The 26,258-nt window shown below is 34.5% G+C and carries 24 protein-coding genes, 1 tRNA gene and 1 pseudogene; 13 read left to right on the forward strand and 13 right to left on the reverse strand.

The window, feature by feature from the left end; genetic code table 11:
• Positions 1-177 precede the first annotated feature (177 nt).
• The 4 genes and pseudogenes from AAGU07_RS10605 (at position 178) to AAGU07_RS10620 (ending at position 3,598) form a co-directional block, all read left to right on the forward strand.
• The gene (locus tag AAGU07_RS10605) at positions 178-1,524 is read left to right on the forward strand and encodes a radical SAM protein (protein WP_342459058.1); all 1,347 of its coding nucleotides are present in this window, start codon (positions 178-180) and stop codon (positions 1,522-1,524) included.
• Between the two features lie 100 nt (positions 1,525-1,624).
• On the forward strand, positions 1,625-2,134 hold the full coding sequence (locus tag AAGU07_RS10610; RefSeq protein WP_342459059.1) for an isoprenylcysteine carboxylmethyltransferase family protein: 510 nt from the start codon (positions 1,625-1,627) through the stop codon (positions 2,132-2,134).
• A 76-nt stretch (positions 2,135-2,210) separates the two neighbouring features.
• Positions 2,211-2,767, forward strand: a pseudogene (locus AAGU07_RS10615) (DUF998 domain-containing protein).
• 75 nt (positions 2,768-2,842) lie between these two features.
• Positions 2,843-3,598 carry a class I SAM-dependent methyltransferase gene (locus AAGU07_RS10620; protein ID WP_342459060.1) on the forward strand — a complete coding sequence of 252 codons (756 nt, stop codon included), beginning with the start codon at positions 2,843-2,845 and terminating at the stop codon, positions 3,596-3,598.
• A 57-nt stretch (positions 3,599-3,655) separates the two neighbouring features.
• Here AAGU07_RS10620 and AAGU07_RS10625 read toward each other — a convergent pair.
• From AAGU07_RS10625 to AAGU07_RS10650, 6 genes are all read right to left on the reverse strand, one after another.
• Positions 3,656-3,727, reverse strand: a tRNA-Gln gene (locus AAGU07_RS10625).
• 348 nt (positions 3,728-4,075) lie between these two features.
• Complete coding sequence (locus AAGU07_RS10630; RefSeq protein ID WP_342459061.1) at positions 4,076-4,363, reverse strand: hypothetical protein; 288 nt, start codon at positions 4,361-4,363, stop codon at positions 4,076-4,078.
• A 15-nt stretch (positions 4,364-4,378) separates the two neighbouring features.
• Positions 4,379-4,663 (reverse strand): winged helix-turn-helix domain-containing protein, encoded by a 285-nt coding sequence (locus AAGU07_RS10635; protein ID WP_048082256.1) that lies wholly within the window; start codon positions 4,661-4,663, stop codon positions 4,379-4,381.
• A 34-nt stretch (positions 4,664-4,697) separates the two neighbouring features.
• Entirely contained in the window at positions 4,698-5,006 is a 309-nt protein-coding gene (locus AAGU07_RS10640; protein ID WP_342459062.1) for a hypothetical protein, read from the reverse strand.
• 280 nt (positions 5,007-5,286) lie between these two features.
• The gene (locus AAGU07_RS10645) at positions 5,287-5,955 is read right to left on the reverse strand and encodes an ABC transporter ATP-binding protein (RefSeq protein WP_342459063.1); all 669 of its coding nucleotides are present in this window, start codon (positions 5,953-5,955) and stop codon (positions 5,287-5,289) included.
• Positions 5,948-7,012 carry an FtsX-like permease family protein gene (locus AAGU07_RS10650; RefSeq protein WP_342459064.1) on the reverse strand — a complete coding sequence of 355 codons (1,065 nt, stop codon included), beginning with the start codon at positions 7,010-7,012 and terminating at the stop codon, positions 5,948-5,950. Before AAGU07_RS10650 ends, AAGU07_RS10645 begins: the two co-directional genes overlap by 8 nt.
• Before the next feature lie 491 nt (positions 7,013-7,503).
• Here AAGU07_RS10650 and AAGU07_RS10655 point away from each other — a divergent pair, with 491 nt between their 5' ends.
• The 4 genes from AAGU07_RS10655 (at position 7,504) to AAGU07_RS10670 (ending at position 11,019) form a co-directional block, all read left to right on the forward strand.
• Complete coding sequence (locus tag AAGU07_RS10655; protein ID WP_342459065.1) at positions 7,504-8,184, forward strand: hypothetical protein; 681 nt, start codon at positions 7,504-7,506, stop codon at positions 8,182-8,184.
• Positions 8,185-8,340: 156 nt separating this feature from the next.
• On the forward strand, positions 8,341-9,171 hold the full coding sequence (locus tag AAGU07_RS10660; protein WP_342459066.1) for an isocitrate lyase/PEP mutase family protein: 831 nt from the start codon (positions 8,341-8,343) through the stop codon (positions 9,169-9,171).
• Between the two features lie 335 nt (positions 9,172-9,506).
• Positions 9,507-10,313: a methyltransferase domain-containing protein gene (locus tag AAGU07_RS10665; RefSeq protein ID WP_342459067.1), complete on the forward strand. Its 807-nt coding sequence runs from the start codon at positions 9,507-9,509 to the stop codon at positions 10,311-10,313.
• A gap of 109 nt (positions 10,314-10,422) precedes the next feature.
• Positions 10,423-11,019 carry a transglutaminase-like domain-containing protein gene (locus AAGU07_RS10670; protein ID WP_342459068.1) on the forward strand — a complete coding sequence of 199 codons (597 nt, stop codon included), beginning with the start codon at positions 10,423-10,425 and terminating at the stop codon, positions 11,017-11,019.
• A gap of 81 nt (positions 11,020-11,100) precedes the next feature.
• Here AAGU07_RS10670 and AAGU07_RS10675 read toward each other — a convergent pair whose 3' ends face one another.
• The 6 genes from AAGU07_RS10675 to AAGU07_RS10700 form a co-directional block, all read right to left on the reverse strand.
• Complete coding sequence (locus tag AAGU07_RS10675; protein WP_342459069.1) at positions 11,101-11,334, reverse strand: DUF2795 domain-containing protein; 234 nt, start codon at positions 11,332-11,334, stop codon at positions 11,101-11,103.
• 96 nt (positions 11,335-11,430) lie between these two features.
• Entirely contained in the window at positions 11,431-11,742 is a 312-nt protein-coding gene (locus AAGU07_RS10680) for a hypothetical protein (RefSeq protein WP_342459070.1), read from the reverse strand.
• Positions 11,743-11,921: 179 nt separating this feature from the next.
• Positions 11,922-12,527, reverse strand: coding sequence for a DUF429 domain-containing protein (locus AAGU07_RS10685; RefSeq protein ID WP_342459071.1), 606 nt, complete (start codon positions 12,525-12,527; stop codon positions 11,922-11,924).
• A gap of 88 nt (positions 12,528-12,615) precedes the next feature.
• Positions 12,616-13,137 carry a nitroreductase family protein gene (locus AAGU07_RS10690; RefSeq protein ID WP_342459072.1) on the reverse strand — a complete coding sequence of 174 codons (522 nt, stop codon included), beginning with the start codon at positions 13,135-13,137 and terminating at the stop codon, positions 12,616-12,618.
• A 142-nt stretch (positions 13,138-13,279) separates the two neighbouring features.
• Positions 13,280-14,056, reverse strand: a complete 777-nt coding sequence (locus AAGU07_RS10695) for a GNAT family N-acetyltransferase (RefSeq protein ID WP_342459073.1) — start codon at positions 14,054-14,056, stop codon at positions 13,280-13,282.
• A gap of 42 nt (positions 14,057-14,098) precedes the next feature.
• Positions 14,099-14,824, reverse strand: coding sequence for a class I SAM-dependent methyltransferase family protein (locus AAGU07_RS10700; RefSeq protein WP_342459074.1), 726 nt, complete (start codon positions 14,822-14,824; stop codon positions 14,099-14,101).
• A gap of 321 nt (positions 14,825-15,145) precedes the next feature.
• Here AAGU07_RS10700 and AAGU07_RS10705 point away from each other — a divergent pair, with 321 nt between their 5' ends.
• Entirely contained in the window at positions 15,146-16,237 is a 1,092-nt protein-coding gene (locus AAGU07_RS10705; RefSeq protein WP_342459075.1) for a formate--phosphoribosylaminoimidazolecarboxamide ligase, read from the forward strand.
• A gap of 34 nt (positions 16,238-16,271) precedes the next feature.
• On the opposite strand, the gene AAGU07_RS10710 is transcribed toward AAGU07_RS10705, so the two are convergent.
• Positions 16,272-17,312 (reverse strand): hypothetical protein, encoded by a 1,041-nt coding sequence (locus AAGU07_RS10710; RefSeq protein ID WP_342459076.1) that lies wholly within the window; start codon positions 17,310-17,312, stop codon positions 16,272-16,274.
• A gap of 263 nt (positions 17,313-17,575) precedes the next feature.
• Here AAGU07_RS10710 and AAGU07_RS10715 point away from each other — a divergent pair, with 263 nt between their 5' ends.
• The 4 genes from AAGU07_RS10715 to AAGU07_RS10730 all read left to right on the forward strand — a co-directional run bounded on the left by AAGU07_RS10715 (position 17,576) and on the right by AAGU07_RS10730 (position 26,248).
• Entirely contained in the window at positions 17,576-18,124 is a 549-nt protein-coding gene (locus tag AAGU07_RS10715; RefSeq protein WP_342459077.1) for a TetR/AcrR family transcriptional regulator, read from the forward strand.
• Positions 18,125-18,427: 303 nt separating this feature from the next.
• On the forward strand, positions 18,428-23,041 hold the full coding sequence (locus tag AAGU07_RS10720) for an Ig-like domain repeat protein (RefSeq protein WP_342459078.1): 4,614 nt from the start codon (positions 18,428-18,430) through the stop codon (positions 23,039-23,041).
• A gap of 568 nt (positions 23,042-23,609) precedes the next feature.
• Positions 23,610-24,233, forward strand: a complete 624-nt coding sequence (gene psmB / locus AAGU07_RS10725) for an archaeal proteasome endopeptidase complex subunit beta (protein ID WP_069584213.1) — start codon at positions 23,610-23,612, stop codon at positions 24,231-24,233.
• A gap of 110 nt (positions 24,234-24,343) precedes the next feature.
• Complete coding sequence (locus AAGU07_RS10730; RefSeq protein WP_342459079.1) at positions 24,344-26,248, forward strand: beta-CASP ribonuclease aCPSF1; 1,905 nt, start codon at positions 24,344-24,346, stop codon at positions 26,246-26,248.
• Positions 26,249-26,258: the final 10 nt, after the last annotated feature.

Below are 26,258 nucleotides of genomic sequence, written 5' to 3' on the forward strand. Positions count from 1 at the left end.
TTGTAAAAACTTCAATATGTTACACTTTATTAATGTTTTAAAAGTGTCCAATTATGAATATAACAAATTAGATAAATTCTAATATCACATGGAGTTAGGGTCTGGCCAGACCATTTTGAATTAATAAAAAGTATTGAGAGGATTTAACTTCTCTATTTAATTTTTAGAGGTGAATCAATGTCATCCAGTAAAATATTTCCCCTTCTAATTGAGGGGTATGTTCTTCACAAAGGCCCTGAATATGGATTTATTTATTCATCTGCAAATAAAGGTAAATGTTACGTAATTAATGAAGATGCAGCAAGAATAATTGATAAATGCAGTGGTAAACACAGTTTAGAAGAAATTTCTGTAGAACTTGCTCTTTACTGCCATGAAGATCCAGGTTCATTATTTGAAACTGTTAAATATTACTTAGAGGGTTCAAAGTTATTTGTAGATATGTTAAGCCAGCCCAAAGATATAGATTTTAATTCCACTGGAAACTGGGAGGTCCCTGCCCCCATAAATGTTTCTGTTGAACTTACCTACAACTGCAGCTTCTCATGTAGGCACTGTTATATTAACAGCAGCCCTAAAAGAGATGAACTCTGGAAAACAAATGAACTAATAACAGTTTTAGACGAGTTAAATCATTTGGGAACATCTAAAATTGAGTTAACTGGGGGAGATCCTTTAACCCACCCTGATTTTGTTTATATAGTAAAACACTGTGCATGTAATTTTAATTCAGTCAACGTCATTACAAATGGTTATTTATTAAATGAAGAGCATTTAATGTGTTTAAGCGAATATAAAGATAAATTAGCTTTCCAAGTTGATTTGCACGGTGACAACTCTAAATATGTGGACTGGTTTTGTGGTAGGGAGGGAGCATTTGAAAATGCAAAAAAAGCCATTAAACTGTTGAGTGATAATGGATTTAAGATTCAGGTGGCCATGAATATAACTCCTCTAAACATGGACCAGATTTCAGATACAGCTGCCTTGGCCATAGAATTAGGGGCCAGTTCTATGATGACATCTACTGTACTCCCTGTGGGCAGAGGTAATGATCCTGAAATTACATTTCCTCCAGAAAATATTGAATTGAGGAAACATTTAGAAAAACAATTAAAATCTGCTAAAGATGAGTTTAATGAATTTCTATTTGAAAATTATGATGAAATTATGCCAGTGCTCAACAAAAAAAGTGAAAATAGACTGAACTGCGGCGCATTCAGCGAGTTTTTATGTTTAACTCCTGGTGGAAACATGAAAATGTGCCCTTTATCTAATCCAAAGGATATTTCACTGGGATGCTTATGTACTCATGATATGGAGCATTTATTTTCAAAAAATATTTTCAAAAAGTTGGTTGAACTGGAAGATCCAAGAGTAGAAATATGTGGAGAATGCAAACATTTATGGTTCTGCCGGAACTGTCTGGCACGAGGGTTCCTGAAGTACAGCGAAATAGGAGATAAATGCCGTTGGGGAAATACTCCTGAAGTAAAATCAATTTTAGAAGATATAAATGAATAATTGTAACTTATTTTTTTATTTTTTGAGTTTTATTTCATCCTTTGGATCATTTGAATGGAATTTATTAAGCTTTATGGATATATTATATTATGGGAAAACAATGCGTTTATTTATAAGGGCTTTATTTTCGCTGGTTTTACCGGTTACTATTGCAATCATAATACCGGTACTTGTTATTTTAGGCTTCAACAATCATCTACTGGCCTTTGATTCAGCATTATCTGGAGCTGTGCTGGCAATAGGTACTTTCTTAATAGTTTTAGGGTTGGGATTCGTGATCTATACAAACCATGCATTTTTTAGAATAGGTAAAGGTACACTGGCGCCGTGGGATCCTCCAAAGAAGCTGGTGGTTGCAGGTGCATATGGGTATGTCAGAAATCCAATGATAAGCGGCGTTTTAATGATAGTTCTTGGTGAAACGTTAATTTTTGCTTCAATTGAACTGTTTATACTATTTTTCCTGTTTTTTATTGTAAATCATGTCTATTTTGTGTATTCAGAGGAACCAGGACTAGAAAAACGGTTTGGTAATGATTATATTGTGTATAAGAAAAATGTTCCAAGGTGGATCCCTCGTTTAAAACCATGGAAAATGGGAGAGTGGTGACTAAAGAATGAATGAGAAAAAAGGGATATCAATACAAAAACAACGATTCTTTGCTCTCTGCGGTATCATTGCACCGATGCTATTTACAATTTTAGTAATTATAGAAAGTCTTTTAAGGCCAGGTTATAGTCAAATTTACAATTTTGTTAGTGATCTTGGCGTTGGCCCTAATGCAGTGCTTCAGAATATTAATTTTGCTATCTTTGGTATTTTATCCATCTTTTTGCTCTTGGGCTTCGCAGTGGATTGCCATCTATACCAAGGAAGGCTTTGAAAGCTGGTGTATGGCTTGTTGTAATATTTGGATTGTGTATACTGCTGGCAGGAGTATTTCCTGAGGATTATCTGTCTCAGGTTCCTCATAATCTGGTAAGTGCCACTGCATTTGTCACAATTATAGCAGCCCAACTGCTGATCTGGAAAGGATTAAAAAATGCTGATGATTCAGTTTGGGGTAAATATAGAACTTATTCACTGATTAGCGGATTGTTGTCTCTTATTTTGGTTTTAATACTTAAGGTTGCAATGTCTGACTTTATGGACTATCAGGGAATTGTTCAAAGAGCTTTTCTTGCAGTGCCCGGGATTTGGGTTGAGATAACCGCACTGAAACTCTATTTTTTAATCAAATAATCTTTATTTGATCTTAGAAAGTATTAAATGGGATTATTTTTAGATCATATTAGTATTAACTTAGGAATGATTAAAATGAAACAATGGTACGAAGAACTATTTACAAACTATGCTAATAAATATGAGAATGAGATTTACACCCAGGGAACCCTTGGAGAAGTGGATTTTATAGAAAAAGAGATTAATCGTGATAAAAACTGTAAAATTCTTGATATTGGCTGTGGAACCGGCAGGCATGACATAGAGCTTGCAAAAAGGGGCTACAACGTCACAGGAATCGATCTTTCAGAATCCATGCTGGCCAAAGCAAGGGAAAAAGCCCAGAAAGCTGCTGTAAATTTGAATTTTCAGCAGGCAGATGCTAGAAAATTGAATTTTGAAGATGAGTTTGATCTGGTAATTATGTTATGTGAAGGAGGATTTTCTTTAATGGAAACTGACGAAATGAACTTTGAAATCTTAAAGAATGCTGCTAAAGCATTAAAAAAGAATGGAAAGCTGATATTTACTACATTAAATGGTCTTTATCCTCTTTACCACTCTGTTAAAGATTTCATAAATTCCAACGCGGTGGAAGGCGTGAGTGAAGGGAATTCATTTGACCTCATGACTTTCCGTGATATATCTACCATGGAAATGGAAGATGACGATGGAAATCCTATGGTTTTAAATTGCAATGAACGATATTATGTACCTTCTGAAATTACATGGCTCCTTAAATCACTGAATTTCAGTAAAATTGATATATTTGGCTCTAAAATTGGAAATTACAGTAGAGAAGACGCATTAACCACAGAAGACTATGAAATGCTTGTTGTAGCTGAACTATAAAAAAAACTTTTATTTTCTTTTTTTCTAAATTAAGCAAATTAAACCATTAAAAAAGAGTAGTCCCTGGCGGAGTCGAACCGCCGTCGAAAGGTCCAGAGCCTCACAGGATTACCACTACCCCAAGGGACTGTAAAAAAAATTATATTTCTGATTTGGTATAAATATTTTTTGGATATATTGAACTTAATGGTTTTTAATCATACATTAATTTTAGTGCACATGTCTTGGAGTTGTGCAAAATAATGTAATTGTGGGTATCCTGAAGTAAATTGTAGGAATATAATTCATTATCAAATTACAATTTAACATAAACCATAAATTCATTCGCTCATGACCTGATGTTGTGTGAATATGACTATTTAAATTTATGTAAATTCTTGATTAAATAAATTAAACTTGTCTGAACAATTTCAATTTAACGTACAGTACTATTTCTGCACATGATCATAGGCATGAGCGAATCATGTTAATAATAAATCACCGCTCCCAGCTTATTTTCAGGAGTATTGAAAGTGCAATGAATTCCAGCAACACGATGAAAAACTCAGTTACAAACCACCTTACAAAAAAGAGTGCTACTGCTAATGCTATAGTTTGAAACAGGAAAAATGATGCAAAGAAAAGCAATCCTGAAGTATATTTGGATTTCATTTCTTTATAACTTCTCCAGTAAATATACAGCAGTCCTGTTAACAGGAATATGTTTCCAATTCCAAGTATCTTACTGAAGATTATTATAACATTTAAAAATTCGGGCGATATCATTTTTAACCTCTTAATCTATTTTTTCTGAAATTGGGACCATATTTCATGGAACGTGTCGTAATTCTCTTCCATTTTATCTGAAAGGAAGTATAATCTGCCGTATTTTTCTCCACTTGATGTAACAACGCCTGATTCTTCTAAAACTCCCATGTGATGTTGAACTGTTTTATAATCAAGTTCAAGCTTTTCTGCAAGCTGGTGAATATTATAAGGCCTCTCTTTAAGTTCATTAATTATTCTGGCGCGGTTTTTACCTCCTTTAGTACCTACAATTAACCACCACAGAAACTTTTTTTTCATGAAAGACCCCTAACTTTGTAATTGTTATTAATATTTATTCCCAGCTTATTTTAAAGAGTATTGAAAGCGCTATAAATTCAAAAAGGATAAGTGCAAACATTACAATTCCTTCATACCAGTGATCAAGTATGCTGATAAAGTAAGTTGCAGTTAACAGGATATTTTGGAGCAGTAAAGCTGATGCAAATAATAAAAGGCCTACTGCATAACCTGATTTTGTTTCCCTGTAATTTCCCCAGTAAATATAGAGCAGTCCGCATAACAGGAAAATAGTTCCAAGTCCCAGTATAACGGTTATAATTACAATTGCACTTGTTAATAAGTCTGGTGCTCCAAATAACATTTTTTTAAACCTCATGGCTATTATAAAGATTTTATAACGTGCATAATAGCCATTAATATAGAATTATTCAGCTTTTTATCATATGAATTGTATTAATAGATCAATTCGATAACACTAAAAAAGTTTTTCCGAAATTTACTCCATCTTTTTACATTTTATTCCCAAATTTGATTACTAATTAAATAAATTTTAATAATTAGTTGATTCTGTTGGGTTCTATTGGTTATGGGGATATTTATCTTCATTTCTAAGTATTAAAAATTAAAGAGAATTTAATAGTTTATTTGCTATTATTAATGAAATTACCGTCGCTCATGTGGCGAATTTCATCTGCAAATTCTGCTGATGCGGGATTGTGGGTAACCATAACAATGCTTACTCTTTCATCCCTGTTTAAATCTTGAAGTATCTGCATTATGGAGTCTGCATTTTTGGTGTCAAGTTCTCCTGTTGGCTCATCAGCTAAAATAATGGATGGATCATTTATAAGTGCTCTGGCTATTGCGACACGCTGCTGCTCCCCGCCTGAAAGCTGTCCTGGACGTTTATTATGTTTTTCCGCCAATCCCATTCTGTTTAGGAGGTCTACAGCTTTTTTTGTATCCTCTTTTATCATAGGGAGCATGACATTCTCCAGTACTGTAAGCTGCGACATCAGGTTAAACCGCTGAAATATAAAACCTATTTCATCTCTTCTAAGCCTTGCCTGCTCTTTAACTGATAATTTATGAGTTTCCTTTCCATTAATTTGAAATGTACCTCTGGTGGGCATGTCCAGTATTCCAGCCACGTGCAGGAATGTTGATTTACCTGATCCAGACGGTCCCATGACGGCTGTAAATGAACCTTTCTCTAGGGCTAGATCTAGGCCCGCAAGGGCGTTCACGGTTTCATCTCCCATTGTATAAGTTTTCCAAACATTTTTAAATTCAAGTACTGCATTATTCATGTCTAAGGGCCTCCACAACGTTTAATTTTGAAGCACGCATTGCCGGATATAATCCTGCCAGAATACTTAAAAGGGTGGATCCTATAATCACACTTCCAATTAACCACAGCGGCATCATTTCCGGAATATATGTTGTAAAATTCAACATCTTTGCCACTAATATAATGCCTGCAATTCCAATCATAATTCCTATAACTGATCCTGAAAATCCCAGGAGGCCGGATTCAAAGAGTATGCTCCCTTTTAAGTCCCAGTTTGTAAATCCAATTGCTTTTAAAACTCCTAATTCTTTTGTTCTTTCCATAACACTCATCATCATGGTATTTACTACACTTATAATTCCTACAACCAGGGCTATACCTGCAATCATTCCCATAAAGAGCAGTGCTTTATTACTCCATTCCTGAACTTTAGCGACTTTTTCTGATTTGGTTTCCACGTTAACTCCTTTTACCTGTTTTTCTACATCATTTGCAACGGTTTTTGGATCTCCATTGGTTCTGGCGTAGATGGCTCTTATTTTGTTATTTACCATTTGTTCTGCAAGGCTCTGGTTAATGTAAATGCCCATTACATCTTCATCTACCTGTTCTTCGTTAGATATTCCTGTGATGGTTAATTCCTGATTTTTAACTTTTATTTTATCTCCAATAGCCAGGCCGAGTTTATCTGCAACTGCATGGTTAATTACCACACCGGGGGTTCCACTTTTTATTTTAACTTTCTTCCAGTCATTTGTACCACCGATAGTAACTGTTTTTCCATTTATCTCATCTGAAAATACGGTTACTTCCTGTAAATCATAGATGTTAGATAATTTTTCTACCTTCGAAACCGTTTGAGGAGTCATCAGGTAAGATCCACTGCTGGATGCTGGTGCGATTATCACATCGTACATATACTCACTGGTTTGGTCTTTAACTGCTGAAGCTAGTCCTGCAGTGGTACCCATGAGTATTAGGATAGTTGCAGCACCGATTATTATCCCCAACATAGTTAATGAGCTTCTAAGCTTTTTCCTGCAGATATTATTAAATGCTAATTTATAAAGATTCATTTTTTCACCTTAAACCTACAAATTTTAATTCTACATAATTTTGATTTAAATTGACTATTTTTGATATTTAACAAATATGGGTGATGATTTTAGCAATATAAAATAAATTATGGCATTTAAATTACCTCCTTCTTTTTAGTGTTAGTATTAAGGTTATAAAAACCTTTAAAAATAGTTTTTCCGAGATTCACCCGATTTTAACCGGATTTTAAACCCACATTTTTCCATTTTATTCCCAAATCTAAGGGTATAAAATTTTTAAAAAAACAGAATTAAATTTGTAGATTTATTCATTAAATTATATTATTGCCTTAAATTGAGATTAAACTAAAATTTAGTATAATTAAAGGTATTAACACGTAAAATATCAATGTGTGTTGGTTTATACGCTCTTAAAAATAGTATGGACTATTCTGGTAATAGTTCAGTTACCAAAAAGCTAAATTGGTTTATAGATTATAGTAATACAATTCTTTACGAGGGGAGTTTATATGAAAGTTTTTGAAAGACCAGGTCCGGTAAATACTGATGAAGTGATAGACATATTGCAAGATGCCTCTTTGGAAGTGAATTATATCGTAGTAGCATCCATTACCGGCGATAGCGCTCTTAAAATAGCTGAAAGAATAAAAAATAAGAAAATAATTTGTGTTACATGTCCTCAGGGTATGTACTGGGAAGTAAATGAGATGGATAAAGATCTATTTGATGAAATACCTGAACTCAAGGAAAAACGGGATGAATGGATTAAAAAAGGATTAAAAAGAGTTCCAATGAATATCACTGATGAAAACAAGATTAAACTGGATGAATTAAATGTTGAAATCGTCCGAGGAACTATTCCCCTCTTTGGACCTAGTTTTTCAATGAGGTTGCACCTTCAGAAGATCACTTCTCTTGATGTCATGGCAAAAACACTTGAATTAATTTCGCCTGGAACGCTAGTATCTATGGAATCTGTTTTAATGGCCACTGATGCAGGCATCATTCCAGAAGATGAATTTGTACTTGCATGTGCCGGTACCGAAATGGGCCTTGATACAGCGTGGGTTTTAAAAAGTTGCGTATCTGCAAATCTTTTCCATCCATCAAAAGGTTTCAGGTTTGTTGAATTATTGGGAAAACCCGGAATCGCTTTGAATCCAGATATAAATATCGAATATTTGAGGTAAATGGATATTATGTTGTTAAGTGTTATTTTATACAATCAGAACTGAAAGATGATGTAATCTGGATTGAATAGATGCTGTTTAATAAGAATTACGCGGGGCTTAATTCCAATAATATATTAATCTAAATAACATAGTGGATGTTTTAGAAGGGATTTTATGAAAAGCAAAAAACTCAAAGAACTTTTAAATTCAGGTGAAACACTGGTTGTACCTGATGCATATGATCCAATAAGCGCTAAACTAATTGAAAATGCAGGATTTAAAGCTGTTCAATGCTCAGGATACAGTTTTTCAATTTCTGCAGGTTATACGCGGGAAATTGACGTTACTCTTGATGAAAACATAGAATTAACGCGCAGAATTGTGGAGGCAGTGGATGTTCCAGTTATGGCTGATGCTGAAGATGGTTACGGCGGGCCTGAAGAGGTAATTGACACAGTTGCAAGGTTTATAGAAACGGGTGTTGCGGGTATTAACATTGAAGATCAAATTCCTGATGGAAAAAGTAAACTGTCTATAATAGATGCTGATTTAATGGCCCAAAAAATTATGGTGGCCAGACAAACGGCAGAAATAGAAGGTTACTCTGATTTTGTAATAAATGGGAGAACAGACGCTTTAAAATCAACTGATGATCGGTATGATGGGTTGGAAATTGCAATAGATCGTGCTAATCAATATCTTGACGCAGGTGCCGATCTTGCATTTGTAACATATGCCGCAACACTGGATGAGGTTAAACAGATTAAAAAAGAAGTTAAAGGGCCAGTTAGTATTGCAGCAGGTCAGCCATATAACATTAATAATTTCACAATCAATGATTTAAAGAAATTAGGAGTAGCAAGGGTTAGTTTGCCTACATTGTTGATATATTCCAGCCTTCAGGCAATTAATAACTCACTCCAGTATCTTAAAGAGGATAATCTTTCAGATGCTTTAGAATGTTTATATGGGCCTGGGCAATTGAATGAATTATTAAATAAATAATATGTTTTATTTTTTCATTTATAGGCGTATATGACGTTTAAACGTAATATGCTCAATAATAAGCAGTTATTAAAGTAATTGGGAATTTTAAGTCACAGCGTTTTAAGCAGACAGTTTCTTTTATTTTTTGTTAAATGAACATATATGTGCTGTAAAGCTTTAAATAGCACTATCAGGTATAAAACTTATTCAAAGTGTTTATTTGTATATATTTTGATCTTATGACTCTTCAAATAAAAGTTATGGCGTTAAAAGTCTAGATGAGAGGTAAAGATCAAAAATGAAAATATAAATTAGTTTAATGGGCTAATAAATTTAAATATGGGATGATTATTATGAATAAAGATTATGTTCATGGATATTCTGAAGAAGAGTCCAACAGGTTACTTGATCAGGCAGATACACTTGCTAACCTTCTGCATGGGGGTACTGAATATTCTTCAGGGACTAAAATTTTAGAAGCAGGGTGTGGAGTAGGAGCTCAAACTATAAGGCTTGCAAAAAACAGTCCTGATGCTCGAATTACTTCAATTGATATATCTGAAGATTCAATAAAACAGGCAAAGGAGTTAATAGAACAAAATGGGTTCTCAAATGTTGAATTTCAAAGGGCAGACCTTCTAAGTTTACCTTTTGAGGATGAGACATTTGATCATATATTTGTTTGTTTTGTGCTTGAGCATTTGAAGGATCCAATAGCTGCACTGGAAAGTTTAAGGAGGGTTCTTAAGAAAGGGGGATCAATCACCGTAATTGAAGGAGATCATGGGTCTTGTTATTTCTACCCTGAAACAGATGAATCAGTTAAAGCTTGGGAGTGTCTGATAGAGTGTCAAACTGGACTGGACTGTAACCCGATGATTGGGAGAGAAATTTATCCACTATTAAAAAATTCAGGATTTGAAAATATCCAGGTTTCACCTAAAATCGTATATGTAGATGCAAGCAAGCCGGATTTGGTGGAAGGGTTCAATAAAAGGACCATTATTGCGATGGTGGAAGGAGTTAAAGAACAGGCAATTTCTTCAGGTATGATAGATGCTGAATCCTGGAAAAAGGGGATAGAGGATTTATATAAAACAACAGAGCCTGATGGGGTTTTCTTTTATAACTTCTTTAAGGGTACTGCGGTAAGAGATTGAAAACTGATCTGACAACTTTTTTCATTTTTTTTAGTTGAAGATGAAACTAATTTGTATTTTAATAAGCAGATAAAAATACGAAAAACATAAAAAGTTTGGGGTCGAAAATTTGCAGCTTAATCAGATGGATGATATAACAGATTATTTGAAAGATTCTGAAATCATGGATTACAATAGTTCCAGGATTCAGGAAAAGGCGCTAAAATTATCTTTAGATTCTAAAAATCAGCTTGAAACTATCAAAAATATTTATGAATTTGTACGGGATGAAATACTCCATTCACTGGACATCAATGGCCAGAAAGTGACTTTTAAAGCGTCTGAAGTTCTGGATAATGGTCAGGGAATTTGTTTTGCAAAATCCAACCTGCTTGCTGCAATGCTGAGATTTTTGAAAGTACCAACAGGTTTTTGCTATCAAAGACTTACTCATGAGGGAGGATACATACTCCATGGGCTTAATGCGGTATTTTTAGATGGTAAATGGTATAGACTGGATGCTAGAGGCAACAGGGAAGATGTGAATGCCCAGTTTTCAGTTGATGGGGAAAAGATTGCATTTCCAGTTTCGAAGGATGGTGAGGTAGATTATCCTGAAATATACAGCAAACCTCTTGAATCAGTTACAACTGTTTTTAATAGTGCTGAAACAGTCAGTGAACTTATGGAAAAGATTCCAGATAGGCTAATTGAGAACAGCATATAATATATGAAATTAATTAAGTTAACTAATTCATTAAAAAGAATAATGGAATTATTTTAATGTACTAAAATAAGTTATAGTTTATTATCTGCCGTGTTCATGCCTAATTTCTGACCATTCTTTATGTTTAAGCTGTGATCCTATCCTGATAAGTTCATCTTGAGATTTATACTCTTCATCAGGAAGAGTTTCTAAAGCATGGATTACATCTGCGCCAGCGCCGTTAATTTTGGCATGTTTAATTAATTCTGGCTTTTTAGCTGGATAGTGTACGCCACCTAAATAATTATAAACGGCTTCAGGGCTCATTCCGGCCATTATATCACTCCTTTAATCATTTTAATTAGATTGTTGGTTGGATGAATATCCTACTTAAACAGCTCAGCCATATGCCGTAGTATTGTTCAATTCATTTTATATTCTCAGGAATTGGGATTGTCTAATTTTATAACTTATTGGAACTGCAGTCTTTTTACTAAAGTTCAATAATTGAAATTCAGGGGCATATAACAGCTTTTTTGTAGGTATTAAAAGCTGGGTCTTTTTGTCTTTTAATATCAATTCATATTTGATCAATATTTCCTCAAGGTCACGAATTATGTCATCATTATATTCATGCAGGCGTTCCATTAATTTTGTTCTGAATATAAAAGTTGCAACACCTGAATATTTGTTATATCTCAATATTTCATACGTAGCCTTGAGTACAGATTCCCTTTTTGTCATTGGAGGTCTCATGTACTTATTATGATCATCATGTGATAAATAATATTACTTTTAATGAAAAAAAGCATAAATAAAATAATCTGAAATAATCATTAAATGGATTAATAAATCTAAATTAGATTTGTTTTAACTTCAATATTGTAAATACATTGAATGGTGTATTTTAATATTATATTAAATTATAGAGGCGTTTTAAAATTTAAAATATCGTTTATATCACGGTTTTTTGGGAGGATTATGGTGCCTTCATCCACGTCACCAAACTCCATAAATTCTCCTCCTGCGTAAAAGACGCCGGCTATAACAAGCAGTGCAGCGTCCAGTTCATGTTCACTGATATTTTCTGGTAATTCAAAATAGTTTGTTAAGTCTTCATATAAATTGGAAAAACCTAAAATTTTTTGAACAGTCCGTGGATGAGATTCTAAGACAATATATTCATCTTTAAGTCTCTCTGCTATTTGAATGCCTCTTTCTGTAAGCATCCTCATTCCGCGGAAGGTAAGGGGTAATGTTCTTCCATATTTGCGCATTTCCATTTCTGCTTCCCTAAAATGTCCTCCTTTTTTACTACAGCTGCAGTCTTTACTCAGGCAGCATCTGCCCTTTGGAAGTGATAGCGGAGCATCAATTACAATTAAAGATGGTTTTTTCATATTTATATGGTTTAAAATATCTTTATTTTCAAAAAGAGTGCTAAAATAAAGATTATGTGCATCTAAAAAGCAGATTCCCGTTGGATTTTCTGGTTTTCCTGATAGGTCTATTCCAATGATTTTATCCATATTTATCAGTTTTCTAATTGAGTGTTATGCAGTGGCTAAAAGGTAGATTGAGAAAGATTTTTTAATTAAGATATAATCCGTATTAAAATTAATATGTTTCACGGTGAATGAAGTCTTCAATATCTTCCCTGGGTGGAGGAATAGGTTTTTCACCAGGATAACCTACAGTAATTATTGCTACTGGCCGCACACCATTTGGAATTCCTAATAAAGCTGAAACTGAATCTTCATCAAAGGACCCATTCCAGCAGGCCCCTAATCCAAGGTCATGAATCATAAGGAGCATATTTTGAGCTGCACACGCTGCATCCTGTATGCAGTAAAGTTCCTGTCCTCTTTCACCATATGCAGCGCTTGATTTTCGTTTATGGGCGCACATTACCAGCACAACAGGAGCTTCCGCAATGAACTCCCGTATGTAGCATGCAACTGCAAGTTGAGATTTTATTTCAGGGTCTTTTACCACTACAACTTCCCAGCTTTGTAGATTTCCGGCAGACGGGGCCCACATGCCTGCTTTAATTATTTCATGTATAAGATTGTCATCAATTTCTCTGTCTTTATACTTCCTTATACTTCTTCTATTCCGTATGGCTTCATATAAGTCCATATTATCACAACACATCTCTTTTAGGAGATTAAGAGCATTTATCCTATGTTATACTTTGTTTTTTATATTTAATATAATTATGAGATAAATTCTTAAATTTTTAATCTTTTGAAACTTGATTATTCAGCGGTTAAATGGAATTTTATCTCCTGTAAATTTTTGTAGTGTAATATTTCTTAAAACCAATCTTTTTATAAACAGGATATCCCATTTCGCTTGCCTGTAAAACAGAAATAGAGTATCCTTTCTTTTTTGCAGTGTTGAGGAGATAACAAACCATAGCTTTGGCTATACCTTGTTTTCTAGCCTCTGGAACTGTTCCAATATAAAATAAACCTGCAGCTCCTTCACCATCAAAAAGTACGCATGTAGATACTGGTTTTCCATTTAAAAATCCTAGATAATAATGAGAATTAATGAGTTCAAGTCCAGCGTTAATGAAATATTTTTTATAAGACTGAACTATCTCAGGGAATTCAAAGCTTTTTACCAGGATATCAGTCCATGTTCCGAGTTCATCTAAATTAAGGACTTCTTTTATTGCCATACCTTCTGGAAAATCAAAGCTTTCAGGAACATTTTCAAGATCAATTGCCATGGCACTCCAATCATATTTATATGTAAAACCATAATCTTTCAGGGTGTTTTGCAGGTTTACAGGGTATGATTGGGGAGTAATGTACCATGAAGCAGATATATTTAACTTTTTAATCCTTGAGATTATCTGCTCAATACTTGTAGATAAATCAGATTCATTAAAATTTGCCATGAAAATACGGCTGAACCAGTTTTTTGTGAATATATATTTAATTTCAGGGGCATCACAGATCTCATCACCATTTAAACGCCCTAAATTAAGAAAAAACTTTGCAGTATTGTATTCAATCAAATTAGCTGTATCTTCCTCTGAAATCGCCATATAATCACAAAAATAATTTTATCTTAAAATTTTTGAATTAGTTCATTTGATTAATGCATCTATTACAACGTGATAAACGCCGGGAGAATATTTTTTTATGATTCTCTTATTTAATATTTCCACATCGCGCCCACCTGCAGCGTCAATTATTCTTTGAGGTGGCCTTTCAAACTTTAACTTATCGGGCACTGATTCGTGATAGTGAATAATGCCTCCAGGCTTCACTATGTCCACTGCTTTATCAAGATATTCATTTGTATTTCCAATGTAGCCCATTAAAACTCTATCTGCGAAATTTTTAGGCTTAAATTCTCTGCAGTCACCTAATATTGGTTCTATTACATCTTCAACTTTGTTAAGCATGATATTTTCCTTTAAATAGCCGTATGACACGGGATTTATTTCTAGGGAATAAATTTTAGCAGGATTGGAATGCACAGCCATAGGTATTGAAAAATATCCGATTCCGGCGAACATGTCCACAATGGTTTCACCATCTTCAACCAGATTTGCCATTCTTTTCCGTTCTCCTGTGTTTCCCTTAGACCACATTATTCTGGCAACATCTAGCTTGAAAAAACAGTGATTTTCTCGATGAATGGTTTCTGTATTATCGCCGACGAGTATTTCAACTTCTGGCTCTCTTTTAGGGCCATTTATCCGCCCTAATTTAACTATACGTTTCACTTCAGGTAAATTTAGTAGTTCCTGTAAATTATCTGGTTCATTTTTTAAAACAAGAATATCTCCGATGACTTTGCCTTTCATAAATATAATATTTATGCTAAAGATTTAAAATGTTATCGCAGTTTATAACTCAACTTCCAGAAAATGCAAAATTGATAATATGATGTTTAAAGATAGGGATAAGATATATGCATGTCAAATTAGCTTAAAAAGTTAATTAGAATTGGTATATTCTTTTATGTTTGATTACTAAGGTCAATTTTCAGGATTTTCCAAAAAAATAGTATTCGTATTTTCTAAATAGTTCCTAATTTGGTAGTGAGTGGAGATCAAGACAAAAAGAATAACTATTACAACAGACAAAATTTATTCATTATTCAACTAAGACAGGGGAGATTCAAAATGAGTTTAGTAGATAGACAGAAAATCCTTGATATCTTAAATAAATATGATAAAAAAGACATAACTATTGCAACATTAGGAAGTCATACATCTTTACATATACTAAAAGGAGCAAAAGAAGAAGGTTTCAGGACAGCTGTAGTATGCGAGAAAGGACGTGAAGTTCCATACCAGCGTTTTGGAGTTGCTGATGAATTTATACTTGTTGATAAATTCAGTGATATAGTAAATGAAGATGTACAACAAAAATTACGTGATTTAAATAGTATTATTGTACCGCATGGCTCTTTTATAGCTTATGCCGGGCTTGATCGCGTAGAAAGTGAATTTTATGTTCCAATGTTTGGAAACAGGTCCATCTTAAGGTGGGAAGCTGAAAGAGATCTTGAAAGAAAACTTCTTTTAGAATCAGACATAAGGATACCTAAAAAATTCGAAAGCAGTGCAGATATTGATAGAACTGTAATGGTCAAATTCCCAGGTGCAAGAGGTGGAAAAGGGTACTTCGTGGCGGCATCGCCTGAAGAATTCGATAAAAAAATTATCAACATGATCGACAGGGAATGGATTACAGAAGACGATATAGAAAAGGCACACATCGAAGAATATGTTTCTGGATGTAACTACTGTATTCATTTCTTCTATTCTGCATTAAAAGACGAAGTTGAAGTTTTAGGTATGGACAGCAGATTTGAATCCAATATTGATGGAGTAACAAGAATTCCAGCTAAAGATCAGCTTGAACTTGCACTGGACCCATCCTATGTTATAACAGGTAATCATCCTGTGGTTATAAGGGAATCATTACTTCCACAGGTATTTGACATCGGTGACAACCTTGTTGAAGCTGCTAAAAAATTAGTAAAACCTGGAATGAATGGGCCGTTCTGTTTGCAGACATTATGTACTGACAATCTCGAAATTGTTGTATTTGAGATGAGTGCAAGGATAGATGGTGGAACAAACACATTCATGCATGCTTCTGCTTATAGCTACCTTTTATTCGGTGAATTCATGAGTATGGGGCGCAGAATAGCACGTGAAATTAAAAATGCAGCAGAAGGAGATAAGTTAGAAGTAGTCATCACATGATGATACCACTTCTTTTTTTTTTATTTAACTTGATTTATTGTATATGCAAACTTTTTTCAATAGGTAAAAAGCAAATATACCTCTGGATCTCGTTGTTACTATCATAATTGAAGTTCAGACTGTAAATGGTGTTATTTTTTATAAGAAGTAACTCTACTCCTGCAATATTGCTGGTACTGTTGTAATTAATTTCAGTGGCTGGAACTCCATCTACAGTTGTATTTGTCTCTGAAGTGATTGTGCAGTTAGCTTGTTGGATGGATGATTTCTCTGCATTTACATGATCTTGCAGAGATAATGTTGCAGGACCTTTACTTATAAGTAACGCATCTGATTGGGTTCCTGTATTATTTACTCCATTTAATGCTGTAATTACAGTAAGGTTATTTCCTGTACCGAAGGGATGTGTGTTTACAGGATTGTCCATTGTAACTAACTCTCCAAAATAACTGAATGAGATTCCATTCTGGTCATATGTCGTGTTGTTGCCGGCACCTGCAATTGCCATTGTCGTACCGAAGATACATCCAATTATTATAAAAAGAAGTACCATGGTAAACCTGATTTTCTTAATATAATTTGTTTGGGGATTTTTTATTAGCCTGGTTGTTATAACCTTACCTAAAATTCCACCTAAAGTTCCCATGATGAAGAAAAGGAATAAAATACTGAAATCACCTAAACCAAAAAGTGAGAGTACTAGAACAGGTAAAATGCCTATTATTCCTCCATTAAGCATGCTCTGCTGATAATTGCTGTTCCCAATCCAGCAAGCCAGAATGTTACCTATTATAAGGGGCACTATAACTGCAAATATGAATGCAGACCCAAATTCGGATAGATTTAATGGATGATACAGGCCCAGTAAAACTACCAGCATTCCAATAAAAAACATTAATCCAGAATAAACAAGAGTTCCTGCAAAAATAGCCTGTAAACTAAATTTATTTTCAGCTGTTCTTACATTTTGAATTTTTACATTTTTTTCGGGGGATTCTTTGAACATATATCCGCAAACTAAACATTTTATAGAATCATCATCATATTCAATACCGCAGTTAGGGCATTTAACCATTATAACTCGCCTCTAAATATATTTTTGAATTTATTAAAAGATCACAGTAATCTTTATAATTTTGATTTTTACATAGTCTGTAAACACTTTTATAAGTATATGGTTGATTTTTAAAATAAGGGATATGTGATTTTTATATTAATAATTAGTGTAATTACGTTAATGCTGGGAGGTAATGCTGCGGGTTGTACTTTCAAGGTAAAGTTCATATGTTTTTGAGAAAAATTTAAAATGGCTCAAAATTTAATATATGGTTGATTTATATGACTGATGAAACTAAACAGAAAATCTTAGATGTTGCATTAAAATTGTTTAGTAAAAATGGATATGCAGGTGCCACTACTAGAATTATAGCAGCTGAAGCCGGTTTTACTGAGATGACTTTATATACCAAATTTAAAACTAAACAGAATCTTTTTAATCAGGTTATGATTTACGGCATGGAAAAATTGAATAAAGATGCATCTTCACTTATTTTTATTGATAATGAATTTGAAGACCCCAAGGACTTTTTAGAGACTTGTGTTAAAAACCTGGATAAGTTTTTCTGGAATAATTTTGAATTCTTCAAGTTAGGTTTTAACCAGGATAGAAAAGTAACCGGGCCAATTTGGAAAGAAAGTACTGAATATTTCAGTAAATACATTGAAAAGTATATTCCCAACCAGAAAATAGATTATATGGCATTTTCACTTTCTATATTCTCATTTGTATACATGTCAAATTTGGGAAAGTACCAAGGCGGCCACAATCCCCTCCGTGATGAGCTTTTAGAAAAATTCATCTATAATCTTACGCTTTGCATCGAGTAGCAAGGTGAAAAAATCTTTAAGTCTGTAAATAAAATTCTTTTTTTTAAATTCCACTTTTAAAAATGACTTTTTTTAAAATTATTAATATTTAATCTCTATTTTTTTTTAAATTCAGCTTTTAAAATGAATTTCTCTCAAATTAGTAATAATTGTTCTATATTTTATATTATTATATTTAATAATCTTTATATATGAAATAACAACTAATTATCTACTAATTATAGCACTTTATAAATTGCTATAGTTAAAAAATTTACAAATATAGTTAAAAAAGCGAATTTCGGTTAAAAATTGTAAAAGGGGGTGAAAAAGATTAAAAAACAAGCAATTCTATTGACTTTAACGTTAATTCTTATATTATTCGCATGTAATGCAGTTTCGGCTGCAGATAATTCGAATAATACTACACAATCAAATAACAGTTCTACACAGCTGTCTGCCGCTAATCCCACAGCAGTTACTACTCATGGAACTTCTTCAAAAGTCGTGATTTCAGGTAAAGTGCTTAAATGTTCCGATGGGACTTCGTTTTCCGGCGTTACAGTAACAGCTTCTAAAGGTGGATCTAAACTCGCAAGTACAACCACCGGCAGCGACGGGAATTATACTTTGAATTTCCTCAGCAGTGATGATGTATTTAATGTAACTGCAAGTTATCCTGGCCATGTTTCGTCCATTAAAAATGTTGCTGTGGCTTTTGGTGCAGGTGGTACTAGCTATGGGGCAGCAAATTTCAAGCTGGGAATGAACGATGTTTATGTTTCTACAACTGGAAATGATGCTGATGGTCGTGGTTCATCTAGTAAACCTGTCCAAACAATAAAATATGCGTTGGACTTGGTTAATGATGGTGGAACGATACATTTGATGAGTGGAACCTATGATGGAAGTGGTAATTACCATATATACATCACTAAAAATGTTACAATTAAAGGCAATACTGGGAATGCAAATGATGTCACAATCATTCCTTGGGGACATTGGTTATTTGAAGTTCATGGTGTGAGTCTCACATTACAGGATTTAACGATTAAACAAGCGGCTGATATGGGAGCAATAATTTCTTATGGGGGTAGTCTATCCATAAGTAACTGTAGATTCATTAATAATACCAACAATAAGCAGTACGGTGTTATCAGTACTTTTGGTACTTGTACTGTGACTGGTTGTACTTTCATAGATAATACTGTATCGGGGAATGGTGGCGTTATTTACAATACTGGTACTTGTACTGTGACTGGTTGTACTTTCACGGGTAACAATGCAACTGGGGCTGGTGGTGCTATTTACAATAAGGATGGTACTATTAGTTCGAGTGGTTGTACTTTCACTGGTAACAATGCGACTACTGGTGGTGCTATTTACAATAAGGATGGTACTTGTACTATATATGATTGTACTTTCAAAAATAACAGAGTTAACACTACAATTACAGGCGGTGATGGGGCTGCTATCTATAATTCTGGTACTTTAAATGCTACTATAAGTACTTTTGAAGATAATACTGCAGAAAGCGGTGCTATATGGAATGAAGGTACTAGTACTATTACATACTGTACTTTCACAAACAACAATGCAACTAACATAGGTGGCGCTATTGAGAATTATGGGGCTATGAATATTAATTTTGGTACATTTGAAGGTAACAAAGCAAATTCTGCAGGTGCAATTTCAAATTACGGCAGTTTGGCAATTAGTAATAGTACATTTACTCGTAACACTGCAACTAACATAGGTGGGGCTATTTCCCAGAGAGATGATGGACATACTGGTTCTAATAATGCGCTGACTATTACGGGCAGTACTTTCACAAATAACACTGCAACAACTAAAGGCAGTGCTATCTATTGTGGTGATAATGCAGGCACTTGCAACATTCACTTTAACACTATTTATGGAAATACTGGAACCAATGACATATATTCTAAGAGTACAATAATAAATGCAGTTAATAACTGGTGGGGCACTAATTTCAGCGGAACCAACCCGGTAAATGCAAATATGGTCAACGGCAATGTCAATGCTGACCCATGGATTGTGCTTACTCTTACAAGTAGCGATAATTTAGTTGATATTGGAAGGACAACCACTGTAAAAGCTAATTTAAAATACAATTCAGCAGGTACAGATGTTTCCAGTTTAGGTACTGTTCCTGATGAAGATGTTGTGTTTACTTTTGACAGTTTAGGAAGTGTATCTCCAACTAGCGGTACAATTAGTAAGAACTTAAATGCTACAACAACTTTCACTGCGGGTTCAACAGCTGGAAATTCTGTGGTAAGCGCTGCTGTTAACGGGCAGACAGTAACTACGACAATTAAAATAAGGGACTTGAGCAATGTTTACGTTAACCCAAACACTGGAAATGATTCTACGGGAGACGGCAGTCATTCATCACCATTACAGAGCCTTGCCAAAGCTATCAGTGAAGTCAGGGCAGGTGGTACAGTACACGTTGCAAAAGGGACTTACAGTGGGGCAAACAACAGGGGCATAAGAATTGATAAGGACGTAACTATCATTGGTGAAAGCCAGAATAATATTATAATTGATGCTCAAGGGCAAAATAGTACATTCTTCGTTGGCTATGATTTCACCGTTACAATAAAAAACTTAATGTTTTCAAATGGGAATGCAACTAGTAGTGGTAACGGGGGCGCTATCGTTAGTAGCGGTACTTTGAATCTGAACAACTGTACCTTCATAAACAACACAGCAGAAATTCATGGCGGTGCTATCTACACTGATCATCCTTTGAATATTAATGGTTGTACTTTTACTGGTAACACTGCAAAATATGGTGGTGCTATTAGAGGTATCAGTTATGTTCCTTACACATTTACTGTGCATTTCAGTTCTTTTGTAAATAACACAGCAACCACAGGTAATGCTATCTACTGTGACAATTATGGTTCGGTGAATGCTACCCTTAACTGGTGGGGTTCAAATAACCCGGCTTTCAGCAGTCTTGTGGGTGAAAATGTGGATTATTCGCCGTGGATGGTGCTGAATATCACTTCAAACACTGCAACTGTCAAAAAAGGAGGCAGTGCAGCTATAACGGTGAACATGCTCTACGACAGCGATGGAAATTACCATAACCCTGCTTCAGGCCATGTGCCGGACGGTGCTGATGTGATTTTCACAGGAACTCGTGGAAGTCTTAACCCAACAGGCAGCACGCTGATTGATGGCCAAGCAACGTCGATATTCACAGCTAATGCTGCAGGTGCAGCAGTTGTTTTCGCGGCAGTTGATGATGAAACCGTTCAAACACCTATAACTATAGCTAAAGTAAATACTAATCTTGTAGTTGGCAATGCTGCTGGTGTCAATGGTAAAACTGTTAATTTAACTGCAACGCTAACTGATGAAAAAGGTAATCCTGTAGATGGTGAGATAGTTAATTTCAATGTTAATGGAAATACACAATCTGCAAAAACTAATGCGAGTGGAGTTGCCACATGGAGTTATCTTATCACAGAAACTGCCGGAATTTACACTGTAACTGCTAATTTTGCAGGGGATGACAATTACATACTCAGCTCAGGCACTGGAACTTTAACTGTAAACATTAAAGATACAACATTGGTCGTTGGTAATGTGACTGGTGTTAATGGCAAAACTGCTAATTTAACAGCAACACTAAAAGATGTTGATGGCAATCCATTAAGTGGTAAGATAGTTAATTTCCATGTTAATGGGAAAGATTACACTGTAACTACTGATTTGAGTGGAGTTGCTACTTGGAGTTATTCTATCATGGAAACTGCGGGAGTTTACACTGTAACTGCTAATTTTGCAGGGGATGACAATTACATACTCAGCTCAGGCACTGGAACTTTAACTGTAAACCTTAAAGACACAACATTGATTGTTGGTAATGTGACTGGTGTTAATGGTAAGACTGCTAATTTAACTGCTGCATTAACTGATGCAGACGGTTCAGTAAGCGGTGAAAGTGTTACTTTCCATGTTAATGGGAAAGATTACACTGTAACTACTGATTTGAGTGGAGTTGCTACTTGGAGTTATCCTATCTCGGAAACTGCGGGAGTTTACATAATATCTGCTAGTTTTGTTGATGGTAAAATTTATGCAAATAGTTCAGGCACAGGAACTTTAACTGTAAACACAATAAACACAACACTTATTGTAAACAACGCAACTGGTTACAATGGCAAAACTGCTAATTTAACAGCAACACTAAAAGATGTTGATGGCAATCCATTAAGGGGTAAGACAGTTAATTTTAATGTTAATGGAAATGCCTACACTGCAACAACTGACGCTAGTGGACTTGCTGCTTTAAGTTATAAACTGACTAAAGCTGGAGTTTACAATATAATTGCTAGTTTCTCTGATGGTGCAGTTTATGCAAACAGTACTGGCAGCGGTAATTTAACTGTAAGTCCTGCTGCAAATCTTTATATCAAAATAACAGCAAGCAATAACAACCCCGAAGTCGGTGAAAAATTCCTGCTCACTTACAAACTTGGTAATTACGGGCCTGATGCTGCAGAAAACGTTACAATAACCTTTAAATTACCTGAAGGTCTGGACTTTGTAAAAGTTACTGCAGACACTGGAAACTGTACATATGATCCAGCAACAAGGACAGTAACATGGACAATAGACTCTGTACCAGTAGGAGACCCTTACCTGTACTTTACAGTTAAAGCAGCAGGTGATGGAACTTATAAAATAACACCAGGCATTGATTCAGCAACCTACAACTCCGGAAGCAGCGGTGATATAACCATTAATGTACAATCACCGTCAAGCAGCGGTTCAACCGGTTCCAGTACAGTTAAAGCAGCAAGTACAATAAGCATGCAGAAAACAGGTGTACCGTTAAACTATTTAATACTCGCCATATTCTTGGTTTTAAGTGGTTTAGTGCCAAAAAGAAAATAAAACCTTTATTTTTTCTTATTTTTTTTTAAATTGAATAGGTTAAACAGGATTAGAGATAATCCGTAGGTTACATTTAAAATTTTAAAACAAATTTCTCAGGTAGATATTTGGCATGTTATGGCTAGCTTTTAAAAAAATTATGGAATTGAAAACCTGAAATTTGTAGAAAAGTTTAAAAATTATTACTTACAATATAATCTAAATAAACTTATAATCTGTTTTGGAGTATTTAGTTTTCTAAAAAGATTTAAATAGTTTTATAACTTCGTTATAATTATAGAAAAACCTAAATATTATTAAAAATTATTTAATAATAAATAAGATATGCTTTAAATTTTAATTTTAAGTTTCCCTTATATGCTTTAATTTCTATTTATATACTGCAAACACTCATATTATTGACAAAGAATAATGAAATTAATCTATTAAGAGAATAAATTATAAATAAAAGGTTTAAATTTAAAATTAACAGAAAGTAAAACAAGCAATCTTTATATAATATGAACTCCAATATTAGGAAACAGGAAACTATTTTTATTTAAATTTTGTATTTTTTTGAGGTGTATTCATGAATGATGAAAACAAATTAAAAGGCACTACAACTGTTGGTTTAAAATGTAAAGACGGGGTTGTTTTTGCTACCGAAAGAAGGGCCACAATGGGTAACTTAATAGCTCACAAGGCTACTGACAAAATTTTTAAAATTGATGATCATTTAGGGGCCACAATAGCCGGAGGCGTAGGTGATGCCCAGAGTTTAATGAAATATATAAGTGCGGAAGTAGCCTTATATAGACTTAGAAACGGCGCAAGAATAAGCGTTGAATCAGCTGCAACTTTAACAGCAAACATATTACATTCATCAAGGTTTTATCCATATTATGTTCAAACTTTACTTGGAGGAGTCGATGATAATGGACCATCATTATTCTCATTAGACCCTGCAGGTGGAGTAATAGGAGATGATGTGATTTCAACTGGATCCGGTTCACCGGTTGCTTATGGTGTTCTTGAAGACAGGTATAACAAAGATTTAGATGTTGAAGAAGGAGTTGAAGTTGCTGTTCGAGCAATACAATCCGCAATGGAAAGAGATGCATATTCAGGTAATGGAATTCTAGTTGCAACTGTAACTGAAGAAGGCTTTAAAATGTTACCTGAAGAAGAGGTAAAAAGTAAATTAAGGAAATAAATTAACTTTTTTTTGCCCCCAAATTAATATTTACATGAGTTTATTATTATTAAATTTATTAAATCTGTAAACTTAGTTTACGGTATTTTCTATTTTTTAGAAGTGGTTTTATGGGTTCAGAGATTCAAGAAATTAAAAATACGATAGTACAAAGATTACCATCAAGAGTACAAGTAGCAAAGGTAGAGTTTGAAGGTCCGGAGGTTGTAATTTATACCAAAAACCCCGAGATCATAACCGAAAATGGAGGACTTATAAGGGATCTTGCAAAGGATATAAGAAAGAGAATAATTATCCGTTCCGACCGTTCTGTACTTGCAGAACCAGAGAAAGCTATTGAAAAGATCCACGAAATAGTTCCAGAAGAAGCTAAAATAACTAATATTTCTTTTGATGATGTTACCTGCGAAGTTATAATAGAGGCAAGAAAACCAGGCCTTGTAATAGGTAAATATGGTACTACATCAAGAGAAATAGTTAAAGGAACAGGATGGGCACCTAAAATACTTAGAACGCCTCCTATATCTTCTGATGTCATACAAAGGGTAAGGAGAACATTAAGGAAAAACAGTAAAGAGCGAAAACAAATTTTACAAACACTTGGAAATAGAATTCATCGTCCTGTTTCTCTTGAGAATGAATGGACACGTTTAACATCGCTTGGTGGATTTAGAGAAGTCGGAAGGTCTTCCTTGTTTTTGCAGACTCCAAATAGTAAAATTTTACTTGACTGCGGGGTTAACGTCGCAGGAGTCGATGAAAAAAGTTCTTATCCTTATTTGAATGTTCCTGAATTTATTTTAGATAACCTTGATGCAGTGGTAATAACCCACGCACACCTTGATCACTCTGGATTTCTGCCATATCTTTTCCATTATGGATATGAAGGGCCAGTTTATTGTACAACCCCAACAAGGGACTTAATGACATTATTACAGTTGGATAATATAGATATAGCTCACCGTGAGGATAAACCTCTTCCTTTTAACGTTAAACACGTTAAAAAATGTGTTAAACATACTATAACTTTAGATTACGGTGAAGTAACTGATATAGCTCCAGACATACGTTTAACTCTTCACAATGCAGGGCATATCCTGGGATCTGCAATTGTACACATGCACATAGGAGACGGCCAGCATAACTTTGTTTATACTGGAGACTTTAAATATGAACGAAGCAGGCTTCTGGAACCTGCAGTGTCAAAATTCCCGAGATTAGAGTCACTTGTAATGGAAAGTACATATGGTGGACATGGAGATGTTCAGCCAACCCGAAATGACGCAGAAAAAGAGCTTGTAAAAACAATTTACAGGACTTTAGAACGTGGAGGGAAGATTTTAATTCCTGTTTTCGCTGTTGGAAGGGCTCAGGAACTTATGATAGTACTTGAAGAGTACATCAGGCATGGAATTATTGATGAAGTCCCAGTCTACATCGATGGAATGATATGGGAAGCAACAGCGATTCACACAGCCAGACCTGAATACTTAAGTAAAGATCTCCGTGACCAGATATTCCACATGGGAAGAAACCCGTTCATCTCAGAGGTGTTCCATAAAGTAAATGGAATGGAAGAGAGAAAAGAAATAGTGGAAGGAGAACCAGCTATAATCCTTTCAACTTCAGGAATGCTTACTGGAGGAAATTCTGTAGAGTACTTCAAATGGTTATGTGAAGACGAGAAAAACACTTTAGTCTTTGTTGGTTACCAGTCTGAAGGGTCCCTTGGAAGAAGGATACAGAAAGGATGGAAGGAAATTCCACTTAAAGAAGACGGTAAGACCAATGTTTACAATGTAAGAATGGAAATAAAAACCATTGAAGGATTCAGTGGTCACTCAGACAGAAAACAGCTCATGGATTACGTAAGGAAATTATCTCCAAAACCAGAGAAAATCCTTATATGTCACGGTGATAACTACAAAACCCTTGATCTTGCATCAAGTATTTACAGGTCTTATAAAATCGAGACAAAGACTCCAATGAACCTGGAAACTGTTAGGATTCAATAATCCTATATTT

The organism is Methanobacterium sp. (assembly GCF_038562635.1).
Lineage (GTDB): Archaea > Methanobacteriota > Methanobacteria > Methanobacteriales > Methanobacteriaceae > Methanobacterium_D.